Origin of the sequence: Methylophilus sp. VKM B-3414 (genome assembly GCF_032248435.1) — a bacterium.
Taxonomy (GTDB): Bacteria; Pseudomonadota; Gammaproteobacteria; order Burkholderiales; family Methylophilaceae; genus Methylophilus; species Methylophilus glucosoxydans.
This window is the reverse complement of sequence record NZ_JAVTLI010000013.1, coordinates 133409-148393: the sequence shown is the minus strand read 5'-3', so window position 1 is coordinate 148393 and position 14985 is coordinate 133409. Positions and strand designations below refer to the sequence as shown.

At 47.4% G+C, this 14985-nt stretch carries 12 protein-coding genes; 11 read left to right on the top strand and 1 reads right to left on the bottom strand.

Annotated features, from left to right (window positions below; all coding sequences use genetic code 11):
- Positions 1-259 precede the first annotated feature (259 nt).
- The 4 genes from Q9292_RS13435 to Q9292_RS13420 all read left to right on the top strand — a co-directional run bounded on the left by Q9292_RS13435 (position 260) and on the right by Q9292_RS13420 (position 4428).
- Positions 260-1726, top strand: coding sequence for an NAD(P)/FAD-dependent oxidoreductase (locus Q9292_RS13435; RefSeq protein WP_313989293.1), 1467 nt, complete (start codon positions 260-262; stop codon positions 1724-1726).
- Positions 1727-1823: 97 nt separating this feature from the next.
- The gene (locus Q9292_RS13430; RefSeq protein WP_313988930.1) at positions 1824-2429 is read left to right on the top strand and encodes a dimethylamine monooxygenase subunit DmmA family protein; all 606 of its coding nucleotides are present in this window, start codon (positions 1824-1826) and stop codon (positions 2427-2429) included.
- On the top strand, positions 2426-3379 hold the full coding sequence (locus Q9292_RS13425; protein ID WP_313988927.1) for a PDR/VanB family oxidoreductase: 954 nt from the start codon (positions 2426-2428) through the stop codon (positions 3377-3379). The genes Q9292_RS13430 and Q9292_RS13425 overlap by 4 nt, the downstream gene beginning before the upstream one ends.
- A gap of 11 nt (positions 3380-3390) precedes the next feature.
- Complete coding sequence (locus tag Q9292_RS13420) at positions 3391-4428, top strand: DUF3445 domain-containing protein (RefSeq protein WP_313989290.1); 1038 nt, start codon at positions 3391-3393, stop codon at positions 4426-4428.
- Between the two features lie 25 nt (positions 4429-4453).
- Here Q9292_RS13420 and Q9292_RS13415 read toward each other — a convergent pair whose 3' ends face one another.
- Positions 4454-5833 (bottom strand): PAS domain-containing protein, encoded by a 1380-nt coding sequence (locus tag Q9292_RS13415; protein ID WP_313988924.1) that lies wholly within the window; start codon positions 5831-5833, stop codon positions 4454-4456.
- A 41-nt stretch (positions 5834-5874) separates the two neighbouring features.
- Between Q9292_RS13415 and Q9292_RS13410 the strand changes: the two genes are divergently transcribed.
- From Q9292_RS13410 to zigA, 7 genes are all read left to right on the top strand, one after another.
- The gene (locus tag Q9292_RS13410; protein ID WP_313988921.1) at positions 5875-7719 is read left to right on the top strand and encodes a histidine kinase; all 1845 of its coding nucleotides are present in this window, start codon (positions 5875-5877) and stop codon (positions 7717-7719) included.
- Between the two features lie 14 nt (positions 7720-7733).
- On the top strand, positions 7734-8375 hold the full coding sequence (narL, locus tag Q9292_RS13405) for a two-component system response regulator NarL (RefSeq protein ID WP_272227256.1): 642 nt from the start codon (positions 7734-7736) through the stop codon (positions 8373-8375).
- A gap of 390 nt (positions 8376-8765) precedes the next feature.
- Complete coding sequence (locus tag Q9292_RS13400) at positions 8766-10436, top strand: APC family permease (protein WP_313989285.1); 1671 nt, start codon at positions 8766-8768, stop codon at positions 10434-10436.
- Positions 10437-10656: 220 nt separating this feature from the next.
- Positions 10657-11766, top strand: coding sequence for an aminomethyltransferase family protein (locus tag Q9292_RS13395; RefSeq protein WP_313988918.1), 1110 nt, complete (start codon positions 10657-10659; stop codon positions 11764-11766).
- Positions 11767-11966: 200 nt separating this feature from the next.
- Positions 11967-12758, top strand: a complete 792-nt coding sequence (locus tag Q9292_RS13390) for a ZIP family metal transporter (RefSeq protein ID WP_313988916.1) — start codon at positions 11967-11969, stop codon at positions 12756-12758.
- Positions 12755-13735, top strand: a complete 981-nt coding sequence (locus tag Q9292_RS13385) for a GTP-binding protein (RefSeq protein ID WP_313988912.1) — start codon at positions 12755-12757, stop codon at positions 13733-13735. Before Q9292_RS13390 ends, Q9292_RS13385 begins: the two co-directional genes overlap by 4 nt.
- Complete coding sequence (gene zigA, locus Q9292_RS13380; RefSeq protein WP_313988909.1) at positions 13723-14985, top strand: zinc metallochaperone GTPase ZigA; 1263 nt, start codon at positions 13723-13725, stop codon at positions 14983-14985. Before Q9292_RS13385 ends, zigA begins: the two co-directional genes overlap by 13 nt.

Genomic DNA, 14985 nt, shown 5'->3' with positions numbered 1-14985 from the left:
ATTCACCAATAGGCCGTTATCCAATGCACTAATATTGACTTTGACGGCATGAGATTCAATTACCCTCATGGCGTACCTCTTTGGTATTAGGCTTCGCCCTCACTCAGCCATGTCAACAATACATAAGCGCCAGCGATTCCGGTGTATCAACAAGGCTTGGCCTATGCGCGGTCATCAAAACGCACTCAACACATCTCCAGCCACGGCCTCATCAACGGGATGACCTCAACCTCACTTACCCAATTTGGAGTACTTCTTGATGAGGATTTTTCATCTTGGTGAAGCAGGTTACTTTAGCGACATCGCGCTTCTAAACGCGGCGCAAACTAATCAATCAGATTTATGGAGAATCCTAATGTCAACGCGAATAGCCATACTCGGGGCGGGTCCAAGCGGCCTCGCACAGCTTAGAGCCTTTCAATCAGCCCAGGCAAAAGGCGCTCAAATTCCAGAAATTGTGTGCTTTGAAAAGCAAAGCGACTGGGGTGGGTTGTGGAATTACACCTGGCGTACAGGGACAGATGAACATGGCGAGCCTGTCCATGGCAGTATGTATCGTTATCTTTGGTCTAACGGTCCCAAAGAGTGTCTGGAATTTGCCGACTACACGTTTGAAGAGCATTTTGGCAGGCCGATCGCCTCATACCCACCGCGCGAAGTGTTGTTTGATTACATCAAAGGTCGCGTAGAGAAAGCAGGTGTGCGCGATTATATTCGCTTTAATACTGCTGTACGCAATGTCGTCTTTAGCGATGCCACTCAGAAGTTCACCGTGACTGTGCAAGATCACACCACGGATACCATTTACGCAGAGGAATTTGATTACGTGGTCTGCGCAACCGGGCATTTCTCTACCCCCAAAATTCCGAGTTTTGAAGGCTTTGACAAGTTTGGCGGACGCATCTTGCATGCCCATGATTTCCGAGATGCCCTGGAGTTTAAAGACAAAGACATTCTATTGGTCGGCAGCAGTTATTCCGCAGAAGATATAGGCTCACAATGTTACAAATATGGGGCACGCAGCATCATCAGCTGTTACCGCACCGCACCAATGAATTATAAATGGCCAAAAAACTGGGAAGAAAAACCCAATCTGGTCAGAGTCGATACGGATACTGCTTATTTTCTCGATGGCAGCTCGCGAAAAGTGGATGCGATTATTCTGTGCACAGGCTATTTGCATCACTTTCCATTCCTCGCAGATGATTTACGCCTAAAAACCAACAATCGACTATGGCCACTCAACCTGTATAAAGGCGTTGCATGGGAAGACAATCCAAAATTCTTCTATATCGGCATGCAGGATCAGTGGTATTCCTTCAATATGTTTGATGCGCAGGCTTGGTACGTGCGAGACATTATTCTGGGACGTATTGAATTACCGGCAAAAGCCGAGATGAAAGCGCATAGCATGCTATGGCGTGAAAAAGAACTGGCGCTACAAACCGCGGAAGAAATGTACACCTACCAAGGCGACTATATTCAGGAGCTGATAGATGCCACTGATTATCCGTCATTTGATATTCCTGCGGTCAACAAGACCTTCCTGGAATGGAAGTATCATAAAAAGCAAAACATCATGACTTTCCGTGATCACTCTTATCGTTCCTTGATGACGGGCACTATGTCTCCACCGCATCACACACCTTGGTTAGAAGCGTTGGACGACTCCTTGGAGGCGTATCTCTCCGATAAAAGCGAGTTGCCTGCGGTGAAAGAGGCTTAAATTAAAGGATATGTTCTCTAGGTGCTCACTTCATCCTATACAGGAATAACCCTTATTAAGCATATGATTTTACATAAAAATACGACGGAAAAATACCATGGAACGCGGATATTGGATTCGAAGTAAGCCGGTCTATTCAACCTTGGTCTGGCAACAACAAGCAAACGCACATATTGTGCTGGTTGAAGGCAGCGCCGGGGGCCTGGCGGCAATGAAGTTATTCCAGCAAATGCATCCAGAGCACCCTACCAAAGTACTCTACGCAAGAAACCCTGTGGTGCAACAGGATCTCAGCATCCCCTTAAGCAAGGTTGTGCCGGATACGCTGTTGATGTTTGAAACGACAGAGGAGTCTCTCGTTGCCTTTGAGGCCCATTTATCCACTGCATGCATGGGCTTACGCATCTACGTGGCAGGCTCAGAGCGCTTTATCTGGCAGGTGGCTCAAATGGCTGACAAATATGGCATTGATGACAGTGACATCATCAAAGAGCTCGTTGGCACCTTAGCTCGGCCTATCTATTGTGTTCATTGCAAGACTATCTCTTATGAAGCGCATACCAATATCAAAAAATGTGATGGCTGCGGCAAACAACTGTTTGTCAGAGACCACTTTTCTAGACGCCTTGGTGCTTATATGGGGCTGATGGTGGACGCTGAAGACCCAGGGCAGATTCCAAGCATTGAGGAGATTTACCCTTGAGTACATTTAAAGTTGTTGTTTCAAATATTCAGCAAATCACTCCGCTGATTAAGCAGTTCTCCTTTATCAGGGAGGATGGCGCAAGTTTGCCTCCATTTTCAGGGGGGAGTCATGTGGTGGTTGCGATGAACATCAATGGCCGACTCCATCGCAACCCTTACTCACTGATGGGCTCTCCGCAGGCGCCTGATACTTATCACATTGCCGTGCGTCTACAAGAACACTCACGCGGTGGCTCGGCTTACCTCCATCACGAGGTCAAGGTTGGCTCTCAATTAGAAATCACGTATCCAAACAACTTATTCGCGTTGGATAAAAGAGCGCGTAAACATCTACTCGTCGCAGGTGGCATTGGCATCACCCCATTCATGTCGCAGATTGATGATTTAATCAGGACCAAAGCCAATTACGAATTGCATTACGCCTATCGCTCTCAGGATCACGCGGCATTCACCTCTGCCCTGAAAGAAAAATGCGATGAAAGAATCCGTGTGTATGTCGAAAGCGAAGGACTCAGCATTAATCTAAAAGCGCTATTAAGCAAACAACCCCTGGGCACCCACGTCTATGTGTGTGGACCGAATGCGATGGTGGTGGCTTTAATTGAAACGGCGCGATCACTGGGTTGGCCAGAAAATCATATCCATAGCGAACAGTTTTTAGCGCCCCCTTCAGGTGAACCATTCAAAGTGAAATTGGCAAAATCTAACATTGAGGTTCATGTCCCCGCAGAAATGAGCATGTTGGAAGCCATTGAAGCGGCAGGGGTGGATGCGCCCTACTCTTGCCGTGGCGGCGCATGTGGCCGCTGTGAGCTGGAAGTCATCCGAACTGATGGCGTGCTGGTGCATCAAGATCACTATTTATCAGAAGCAGACAAGGCGGCTGGCAAAAAGATTATGCCTTGCGTCTCGCGCGCAAAATGCCAATCCTTAGAAATCAATCTTTAACAGGAAATGCTATGAGCTTAGCTTTTAAAAAAGAAACCTTTCGCGATGACTATACCTACCAAAACTCAGCCAAAGCCATTAGACGGTTTCCATTTCCGTTTGCAGAAGACAGCTACATGTATTCAGTGAATATTGAGCCTCACACCAAGGGGCCGGTGGGTGCTGTGACTGAATTTGCCTTTGATATTGATGAGCACTACGTCGCTGAATGCGAGGATAAAGCCAAAACATTAGCGCTAGATGCGGGACGGTATCAGGCCTTGCCACATATGGCGGAGGCGCAATGGGATTTTCTAGAGCTGACGATGGAAAGTTTATCGAACGACTATCCTGAGCTATTTTCGCTCAAAAAAGACGGCCTATTGTGGACCTGGGAAAATAAACCGCTTGGGATTAAAAACACGTTTACATTTGGCGATAGCACCTCATTTGACATGGATCCAATGGAATATATGGGGAGACAGGTGCAAGGTGACTTTGTGCTGTTGGATCAACGCAACGGCACGTTGTATGCCGATGCTGGTTTTATCACCAGCCAAGCAGATTGGTCGCTGGCCTTTGATGTCGGCATGGCGTGGCATGAGTGGCACGGCCCTGTCCCGCAAGTGACGAAACTAGGTGTGATGGATCGCGCTTTAAAATTCCTCATGGCCTTGCAATTGGGTGCACCCGTACGGCGTTTAAATTGGACCATGACGATTAACCCAAGGCTAGACACGTCGCCCGAAAACTATCCCTTATGGGGCGGCGACCGTAATAAAGTCACCATCGACAATGTGGGCGAGCTGGTACATTTACGTGTTGAGTTGCAAAGCCTATTCAGATTGCCACGCAGCAATGCCATACTGTTCAGTATCCGCTGCTATTTAATCAATATGAATGAGTTGACCACTTCCGCTCGCTGGGCAAAACGTTTTCATCGCGTGCTGAAGTCGTTACATCCGGATTTAGTGGAGTACAAAGGCTTAACCAAGTTTAAAGATTTAACGGTGGAATGGCTGTCTAAAAAAGATGATGGCGCAGAAGTGGCGTTAGGGACACACCCATAACACTGGATACCCTTTGCCTTGAAAATCACATAAAATATTTTTGTAAGCTCTGTATGGACTGCGACCCATCCTCTTGAGCCACGTCGGTAATGAAGCCTTCAAGTGCTAACAACTCTCCAGCACTTGAAAATACCCCTTTACCCTGCTCTAGTACCCATTTAATCGAGCCAGAACGCGTATAAATACGATAAAGTAATTGGAATTTTTGTTGATGCCTGATTTTCTCTTGCACATGATCCCAAGCGATATTGCGGTCCTCAGGATGAATAATCTGGGCATAGGAAAAGTTGGGATTGCCTATCATTTCATACGGCTCGTAACCCGTAATATCAACCGCGCCTTCACTGACAAATTCAAAACTCCAGTTTTTATCATTTTTACAACGATAAATCATGCCAGGCGTATTGTTGATGAGCGCATTAAGCAGATGACGATGACTTCTTTTGGTAGACTCCGTGAGCTTCATTTGGCTGATATCGGTCAGGGTACCGATGATGCTGGATCGCTCGCCTTTGTATGCGGTGGTGTTTTTAGCACGCAACTCCACCCAATGAGAATCGCCATTTCTGGCAATCAGACGAAACTCGACAACGGTTTTATTGCGCTTTCCTTGAATGAGAGAAGTGATTCTCGCCTCAGCCAACGGTTTATCTTCTGGATGCACAAAAGTAAGTAAGGTTTTATTGAGACATTCTTGTACTTTGTAACCTAACATTGATTCCCAAGAATGGTTTAAGTATATGATTTCTTGATTCACTTTAAGATAAAACACAATTTGTTCTATGTGATTGATGAGTTGCTCATGTATTGAGTTTTCAAGCTCACTGGATTCCACCATCTTTTGTGAAAGGCTGGAAGAGAATTGGAGTAAATTGACAACAGATCGACTGTCTTCTTGTATGGGTGAAATGGAGACGTGTGTCGGTAAAATGCTGCCATCCAGGCAGAGCAGACGAATGCGTAAGTGATTTTTTTTATCTTGTGTCGCCGTTGTCTTTGCAAATAGAGAAGCCAGCAGCTGATGGTCACCAGGATGAATAATATTGGTCAACGGCATCCCGACCACTTGCTCCTGCATGCTTAACATGCCAATTTCCATCAGAAATGCTTTGTTCGCAAACTTAACAATGTAGCCATCAATGACTGCGGCAGGCGTAGAAAGATTGCTAGACACATCATTAGCCCAAGTCACGGTATGATCCATCGATGGCTTGGGATGACGCGTATAATGTTTACGAAAGATGGGGTAGATTGCAATCAACAACAAGGAAGTCAATGCGGTGGTTGCAGCGATCATCAATGCAGATAAATGCGTGTTAAATGAGGCGCCAGACACCCACCATGCGTTAAAGACGATAAAAAAAATGACACTCAATATTAGTGTGCTAAAAACAAACAAACTCATCTAAGCGCCTTTCGCGGGAAATTTCAATTCCGGAGTCATCCTTGAGCATTCAATTTGCAAACCTGATCAAAAGCATCAAAGATCTGACAATACACACATTGTATGCAAAGCTTATCATATTAATTTTTTGTATTACTTCCAGTTTGATACTCATGCAGGCTGGCTCTCTCTTTTTGCTCGACTACACTGCTAATAATCAAAAAGTCATTCAAGACATCACCAAAGAGCAGATTTTCTGGCAACATTTTTCAGACACCGCCATCGGAGAAGCGCCCGAGAAATTGACCGAAGCAATCCTTAAGGCCGATCCCCATTTACGCTTTGATCTCGGCAAGATGGTGACACAGATTAACAACCATGATGCCACTCAAGTCAATCAACTGTTGCAGAAACTCAGAGAAGCAAGAGAAAAAATCAGTGACAGCCACTTTCAACAAGCGTCCATCACCTCGCAACGACTCACGGTTCAGACCTTAATCTCAAGCTATGAGCAATTGGTCGCGCTATTGTTGCAAGAGGTCGAGGCAAAGCAATCAGTGATTTCACTGCTGCAGCTGCTGAGCATTTATTTAGCCATCAGTTGCTTGATCACCATCGCGTTTAGAGCGAGAAAGCTCCTGGTTGATCGTATGGATACGCTAGTCAGTTTTGCTGGCCTAGACGCGCAAAATGAACAGCGCGAGCAGGATGAAGATGAGTTTGTCAAAATTGAACGCCTGGTCTACGAAACCTCAGCAAGACTAGAAGGGTTTAAAGCAGAAAACGAATGGTTCAATCAAAATAGCAGTGAACGCCTGCGTCGATTAATTAGATCACAAGACTTTCTGCATGAATTTGTAGAATCTATCAACAACACTTTATTAAGCGAAACGGTCTTACGCAAAAGTTTATTCTCGCTGGAAAAGGCCTTAAACATTTTAAATGTCTCTCTCATTTTTACCGAAAATGACTTGGGCATTTCAACAGAGCGCGTTTTATTTTCCAATCACAAACCAGAAAAACTCAGTGACGCCATTTTAGAAGACCTCACCACAACCAATCTGGTGAGATTCTGTACCAATGACAATTCGCCACATGGTAATGGCTTTCAATGTATTGCAGTCGGCTTCGTCACCCCCACGGGGGCATTGGGCGTGTTACAAGTCGAGGCGGACCTTGAGCATGTGTTTGATGAAACAGAAACGCAGTTGATCGAACTGACGGCCCATTTACTTTCTATGGTGATGGGTTTCCAAGGGCGGGAGCAAGAGGGTCGGCGTCTGGCATTGTTAGAAGAGCGTGCGGCCATTGCCCGTGAGTTGCACGACTCCCTGGCGCAATCATTGTCGTTCATGAAAATTCAAATTTCGCGACTGCAAAGTGCAAGCAACAACCAATTAGAGACAAATGAATTTCGCGGCATTGTCAACGAATTGCGCGATGGCTTGAATACTGCTTATCGTGAGCTACGCGAGTTATTGGCAACCTTCCGCGTACATATGGATGTGCGGGGATTAAACTCGGCAATTCAAACTGCCATTGATGAGTTTAGCCAACGCTCCAACCTATCCATTTCCCTGGATAATCGTCTGATAAACTGTCGCTTGACTGTCAATGAAGAGTTTCATATTTTACATGTATTGCGTGAGGCACTCTCCAACGTAGTGCGCCATGCAAACGCAAGTAGAGTGGAAATCTCACTTAATTTTCAAAACAGTGGAACCATCATTGTCATCGTTGATGATGATGGTATTGGCTACACCGCCACTGAAGCGTCTGGCCATTATGGACAGAGCATCATGCAAGAGCGGGCAGAAAGCCTGGGGGGAAATGTTGCGGTTCTCAGACGCAAACAAGGGGGCACGCGAGTGCGCTTGATTTTTACGCCACAGTTGCCTCAATCATAGAAAGACATTTAAAAATGATGCAGACCCAATACAAAGTGTTCTTGATCGATGATCATGCCCTCTTCCGCAAAGGGGTAGGACAAATCATAGATGCAGACCCGGCATTCAAAGTGATCGGTGAAGCCGCCTCAGGGCAAGAGGGTTTGGATACTGCCATTGGCTTTAAACCAGACATTGTGTTGATAGACCTCAACATGAAAGGAATGAATGGCATAGAGACCTTACGCCAATTCAAAGCGTTAGACCTGACTGCCAAATATGTAGTGCTGACGGTGTCAGATGCTGAAGACGATTTATTAGAGGCCTTGCGCGCAGGTGCTGATGGCTACTTATTAAAAGACATGGAGCCGGAAGACCTCTGTGCCAACTTAAAAAAAGTCGCTAATGGCATGACGATTATTCAAGATACGCTCACTGAAGTACTGAGAACAGCGCTTTTAGAGCCCAAACCTCAACGTAAAGATGAGCAGGCTTCGCTCACTGAGCGTGAAAGAGAAATATTGCAATGTCTCAGTGACGGACTCAATAACAAAACCATTGCCCGCAAACTTGGCATTAGCGACACCACCGTGAAAGTGCATATCAAACATTTACTGAGCAAACTTAAACTAAGTAGCCGCTTAGAAGCCGCAGTCTGGGCACACAATCAAAAATAAGGTGTACTAGCGCAGACCTCGTGCCTTTTTAACGCTCAGCAAAAAGGCCTTTTCAAATTGTACGTAGGCGCAAAGTCTCGCGCACGCCCCTATCAACACATTCTGAACGCTCCCCCTCCAACGCAAGCTGTGTCGGCAATCAACGCTCCTTTGAAATCTTCACCAACTACCCCTTTAGGAGTAATCCGTAGTGAGAATTTAGTAAACAGCTGCAAATCATCAAAATAGATTCCACTGTGGATGTATTGACTTAATCCCATGTGCAGTTGATATCTGATTGTCATTGAACGTTGATCTTCTTATTAGCCTTTCTTGAAATCAGTAGATAGGTGAAAAAAAGAAGGCTTTTAGGGAAGGGAAAATAAGGTGAGTATAAATTCTTCGATTGACATGTATAACGCCGGCTACACTGGTGATGCTGAAAGCAAGAACACTCTGCATCGCAAGATTGGTTGGCAAGGTGCCTTTTGGGTCGCTAGTGGCGTGCCAGCGCTTGTATTGTTTTCTATGGGCGCCATTTCGGCAACGGTAGGCAAACCAGCTTGGTTGGTATGGGCCATTTCTATCACATTTGGTTTTATTCAAGCATTTACGTATGCAGAAATTGCAGGCTTGTTTCCACATAAGTCTGGCGGTGCTTCGGTATATGGCGCGGTTGCATGGGTAAGATATAGCAAGTTTATCGCGCCAGTCTCGGTGTGGTGTAACTGGTTCGCATGGTCTCCAGTATTGGCTATCGGTTCTGGATTGGCTGCAGGCTACATTTTAAGTGCCTTATTTTCCCCAGATGCCGCCATCAACACCTGGCAAATTACTCTCATGGATTTGAGCAGCATTAAAGCTGGCTTAAGCTTAAGAATTAACGCAACGTTTATTCTAGGGGCTGCCGTTTTACTCACAGTGTTTTCGATACAGCACGGTGGTATTTTACGTTCTGCCAAAGCAACCATGATCCTGGGGGTCACCGCGTTAATTCCACTCATGCTGATAGGCTTGGTACCTATCCTCACCGGCGACATGCCTATGGCGAATTTCTTTCCCTTGGCGCCTTTAAGTTATGACACAGCCGGGAATGTGATTGATGGTATTTGGAATATTGAAGGCTGGAAATTAATGGCGGCTGGCTTGTTTATTGCTGCCTGGTCAACGTATGCCTTTGAAACCGCCGTTTGTTACACACGAGAATTCAAGAACCCTAAAACAGATACTTTTAAGGCCATTTTCTACTCAGGTCTGCTCTGCATTGCAGTGTACACACTGGTGCCCATCGCTTTTCAGGCGCATTTAGGCTTAGGCCATTTGGTGACGCCAGCGGTGACAGATGCCGCGGGTAACGTAACGACTGGCGCGGTATACGATGGGATGTTGGCACCAGACATTTACAGTGGCATGGGCGTTGCCGGAGTGTTGTCGAGTATGTTGGGCGGCTCCAAGCTGATTGTGACAGTATTGGTAATTATGCTGGTTTTGGCTCTTTTGCTCTCGATCATGACCTCCATGGCCGGTTCTTCTCGTACGCTTTATCAAGCCTCTGTCGATGGCTGGCTGCCCAAATACTTGTCTCAAGTCAATGAGCATGGCGCGCCAACCAAAGCGATGTGGACAGATTTGTGTTTCAACCTGCTGTTATTGCTGATGTCAGACTATGTGTTTGTATTGGCTGCATCCAATGTTGGTTACATCATTTTTAACTTCCTCAATCTGAATTCCGGCTGGATACACCGCATGGACAGACCGAACTGGGACCGTCCATACAAAGCACCTACTATCCTACTGCTTTTAGGCGGCTTGCTCGGTTTTGTTAACCTGGGATTGATGGGATTAGGCGCTGACGTCTGGGGGGCAGGCACCCTCAATGCCGGACTGTTTTTTGCAACCTTGATTGTGCCGGTTTTTATTTACAGACACTTCATCCAGGATAAAGGTGTATTTCCGTCAGCCATGCTAGAAGATATGCAACTAGACAATGCTAAAGATGGCGTCATGAAACGGGCTGGCGTGCTCCCTTATATAGCGTTGCTGGTGGGCGTCTTCATTGTCTTCTGGCTGCATAGCATTTAGTTCAACTATTTAGTTCAAATTGGGACGCATGGCCTAACCAAGGGTGAGCAAGTTTGATTGCTCACCCTTTTTTAATACCTGCTCTGGGTGAGCTCAACTTTTTGAAGGTGTCACTTGAAGACAACTTTACTTCTTAAGTAGTACATCCTAAAGAGAGTGTTGAACAAATCTTTATTTTTATAGTATTCCGAATCATCAATTTAATGGGAGAAAAGTCATCATGTCTAGAAACTCAATACTCAATATTCGACACCGGGAATTAGGGTCAAATTTAGATGGCGACACCTGGAACAATATGCCTATTCCTTGGAGCTATCACACTGATGTCCATGATGAAGTTGTCGCGGTGAGGAGTCGTGCTGGCTTATACGACGTGTCTGGCTTAAACATCATCAATGTGGATGGCCCAGATGCAGAAAAGGTCCTTGATAGGCTGGTGGCAAAAGACATCACCAAACTCGAACCCGGCCACAGTGTCCTGGCTGCAGAAACGGATGAATCGGGTGCAATTTGTGATGACATCATGATTATCAGAGACAGTGCCAACAGCTTTAGGCTCTCCCACGGCTCAGGCAAAACACCGGAAAACTTAAACATGCTTGCGGCTGGCAAAGACGTGACCATCGCGCCCGATCTTGATGCGCATATTTTATCTTTACAAGGCCCTCAGTCCTTAGCGATATTAGCGCCGCATGTCATCGACTTTGACCTGGCAAGCTTGGATTATTTTAAGCACAAGCCCACCAGTCTATTTGGTAAAAATGTTGTCATTGCCCGCGGTGGTTATTCAGGAGAGCGTGGATACGAAGTCTATTGTAAAGGGCAAGATGCCATTGAGCTATGGGATAAGATTTTAGAGGTTGGCAAGCCTTTTGGCGCGATCCCAGCCTCCTGGAACTCACTAGAGTTAACGCGCATTGAAGCAGCGCTCTTGTTTTTTCCATTCGAAATGCCTGAAGGTGATACCACGCCATGGGAGATCAACATGGGCTGGGGTGTGGACCTGGATAAAAAGGGAGACTACATCGGCAAAGCGGCTGTATTGGCGTCCAAAGGCAAAGAGCGGGTGAAACAAGCTGGTTTAATCTGCAAATCACCCACGAGTGTTGAGGCTGGCGCAAAAATAGTCAAAGATGGGGTAGAGATCGGTGTCGTCACCAGCGCCTCCTTTAGCAATTATTTAATGCAGTCTTTAGCCATGGTGCATTTAAAGCCAGAATACACAGCGATTGGAACGGCAGTAGAAGTGGTGTGCAGCCATCAAAGAGTGTCAGCCTATGTGGCCCCTACCCCCTTTTATGATCCTATGAGACTAAGGACGCACGCTTGATGACGATAGCGCGTGCGATATCAGGCTGTCGATGTTGCATGCGCATCTAACGATGATGAGATCGTAAAAATACGTATTGCGTAAGTAGCAGGCGCCTATGAATGGGATGCCTGCTTTTTTTACACACAAAATTGCAACATTGTTGCAATTAAATCCCCCACCCTTTAAAATGCAACAAAATTGCATTTTAAAGTTCAAGCATGTTATTCCCCAGTTTAATGCTGGCCTGTACCGTAGGTGGTGTGGTTTCGGTACTGATCGCCGGCTGGTTATCAAATACCCTGTTCGCCAATCATGCGCGGCGCATGGTGGCATTTGCCGTGGGTGTATTGCTCGGGTTTGCTTTCACGGATTTATTACCGGAAGCCTTGAATCAGGGCATCAACCTGACCAACGCGGGCTGGATGCTGGTAGCCGGGATGTTGTTGTTTTTCATTCTGGAGAAGCTGGCATTGTGGCGGCATTTCCATCATGCGGACACTGCACCTGTTTCTACTCATCCTGCAGAACATCAGTCTGGTGGCCAAGTGGCCATTATTCTGCTGGGCGATGGCATCCATAATTTTGTCGATGGCATCTTGCTGGCGGCCAGTTTCTTAACTGATATCAAGCTGGGTTGGGTGACAGCGTTTGCGATTGTCGCGCATGAAATCCCGCAAGAGATTTCAGATTTTATGGTGTTGATCCATGCTGGCTTGAGTAAGCCCCGTGCGCTCCTGCTCAATATGCTCTCGGGCTCGGCCATGATTGTGGGTGGCTTGGTTGGCTGGTTGAGTTTTACGCATATTGCCCCGCTGATTCCGTACGCCTTGTTACTGGCCGCGGCCAGTTTTATCTACATCGCCCTGGCAGACCTAGTGCCAACGCTGCAAACGCAATATCGCCCGCAGGATTTACTGGTGCAATGCCTGTTGATTGCTTGTGGTCTCGGCGTGGCCTGGATTTCACCGTTTATACAACAACAGATCATTACACTTTGGGGAACCGCATGACGCAAGCCACACCCAGAATACCCGTCACGATTTTGACCGGCTTTTTAGGCGCAGGTAAAACCACCCTGCTTAACCGCATTCTGCAAGAGCGACATGGCCAGCGCATTGCCGTGATTGAAAATGAGTTTGGCGAGACCGGCATAGACGGCGAACTGTTGATTCAGGGGGACGAGCAAATCGTGGAAATGAATAACGGTTGCATCTGCTGCACCGTGCGTGGCGACCTGCTGCGTATTCTGGGTGATCTGGCGCAAAAACGTGCAGCGCAGGAAATTAGCTTTGACCGCGTCATTATCGAAACCACGGGCCTGGCCGACCCGGCACCGGTCGCACAAACTTTTTTTGTTGAAGATGACGTTTATGCCAACTATCACCTGGATGCCATTATCACGGTGGTGGATGCGGTGCATGCCATGCAGCAACTGGATGCGCACCACGAGGCGCAAGAGCAAGTGGGGTTTGCTGACCGTATTCTGCTGTCAAAAACGGATCTGGTGACTCCTGAAACAGTGAGCGCCCTTTCGGCAAGGCTGCATAACATCAACTCCAGGGCCACCATTCACAGCGTGCACTTTGGCCAAACCGACCTCAGGCAGATTCTGGATATTGATGGTTTTTCGCTAGATGCCATCCTCGAAATCGAACCAGACTTTTTGCGTGATGTGAGCCATGCGCATGATGACGACGTCACCTCGTTTGTGTTTAGTAGCGAGCGGCCGTTTGACCTGCAAAAACTGGAAATCTTTCTCGAAACCATGATCAATGATTACGGACCGCAACTACTGCGCTACAAAGGCATTGTGCATGCCTACAACGATCCACAACGCATTGTTTTTCAAGGCGTACACATGCTCATGAGTGGTGACCATACCACGCAATGGCAGCCTGATGAGCGCAAAGTGTCTACGCTGGTATTCATCGGTACCGACCTCCCTAAAGAACTTTTCACGCAAGGACTCAATTTATGTCTGGTTTAAGCGATTCTAGCCTCAAAAAACTCCCTGTCACCGTACTCTCCGGCTTTTTGGGCGCGGGTAAAACCACGCTGTTGAATCATGTACTCAATAACCGCGAAGGCAAGCGTGTCGCGGTGATCGTCAACGACATGTCTGAAGTCAATATCGATGCCCAGCTGGTACGCGACGGCGGTGCCGAGCTGTCACGTCAGGAAGAAAAACTGGTCGAAATGAGCAATGGCTGCATCTGCTGCACCTTGCGAGAAGACCTGCTGGTCGAGATCACCCGCCTGGCCAAGGAAAACCGTTTTGATTACCTGCTGATTGAAACCACCGGTATCTCGGAGCCTTTACCGATTGCCGAAACCTTCACATTTGCCGATGAGGAAGGCGTGTCTCTGGCAGACGTGGCACGACTCGATACCATGGTCACGGTGGTGGATGGCTACAATTTTCTCAAGGACTACAGCTCACAAGAAAGCCTGACCGACAGAGGGGAATCCCTGGGCGAAGAAGATGAACGTACCGTGGTTGACCTGCTGGTCGACCAGATTGAATTTTGCGATGTGCTGGTGTTGAATAAAACTGACCTGATGACGCTGGAGGAAATTGCCCGGCTGGAAGGCATACTCAAAACGCTTAACCCGCGTGCACAGATCCTGCACAGCAGCTTTGGCAAGGTGCCGTTAGACCGCATCATGCATACTGGCCTGTTTAACTTTGACCAGGCTGCAGAAGCACCTGGCTGGCTCCAAGAGCTACGCGGTGAGCATGTCCCAGAAACCGAGGAATATGGCATCTCAAGCTTTGTTTACCGTTCACGCATCCCGTTTCATCCGCAACGCTTATGGCAATGGCTGAATAGCGAATGGCCAGGCGTGATCCGCTCCAAAGGCCGCTACTGGATTGCCTCGCGCCCCGAGTTTTGTGCCATGTGGTCGCAAGCGGGTGCGGTGACGCGCACCGAGCTTGCGGGCATCTGGTGGGCGGCAACGCCGGCCAACTATTGGCCGCAGGATACAGACAGCCTGAAACATATCCGTTCACGCATGCAAGCGCCTTATGGTGATCGTCAACAAGAGTTGGTCATTATTGGCATGGAGATGGATAAAGCGGCGCTAACGGCAAAATTTGATGCCTGCCTGCTGACAGAAAGCGAGCTGGCATTGGGCATGGACGCCTGGCGCAAGTTTGAGGACCCATTTCCCCGCTGGGCGGTAGAAGAAACCGTTGAAACCAACGACGATATGCAGATATTGGAAAGTGTCTAG

Excerpts from the sequence above, each read along its gene's own strand:
- Q9292_RS13395 (WP_313988918.1), top strand. The coding sequence starts at position 10,657 with ATGTCTAGAAACTCAATACTCAATATTCGACACCGGGAATTAGGGTCA.
- Q9292_RS13430 (WP_313988930.1), top strand. The coding sequence starts at position 1,824 with ATGGAACGCGGATATTGGATTCGAAGTAAGCCGGTCTATTCAACCTTG.
- Q9292_RS13400 (WP_313989285.1), top strand. The coding sequence starts at position 8,766 with ATGTATAACGCCGGCTACACTGGTGATGCTGAAAGCAAGAACACTCTG.
- Q9292_RS13420 (WP_313989290.1), top strand. The coding sequence starts at position 3,391 with ATGAGCTTAGCTTTTAAAAAAGAAACCTTTCGCGATGACTATACCTAC.
- Q9292_RS13415 (WP_313988924.1), bottom strand. The coding sequence starts at position 5,833 with ATGAGTTTGTTTGTTTTTAGCACACTAATATTGAGTGTCATTTTTTTT.
- narL (WP_272227256.1), top strand. The coding sequence starts at position 7,734 with ATGATGCAGACCCAATACAAAGTGTTCTTGATCGATGATCATGCCCTC.
- zigA (WP_313988909.1), top strand. The coding sequence starts at position 13,723 with ATGTCTGGTTTAAGCGATTCTAGCCTCAAAAAACTCCCTGTCACCGTA.
- Q9292_RS13435 (WP_313989293.1), top strand. The coding sequence starts at position 260 with ATGAGGATTTTTCATCTTGGTGAAGCAGGTTACTTTAGCGACATCGCG.
- Q9292_RS13385 (WP_313988912.1), top strand. The coding sequence starts at position 12,755 with ATGACGCAAGCCACACCCAGAATACCCGTCACGATTTTGACCGGCTTT.
- Q9292_RS13390 (WP_313988916.1), top strand. The coding sequence starts at position 11,967 with ATGTTATTCCCCAGTTTAATGCTGGCCTGTACCGTAGGTGGTGTGGTT.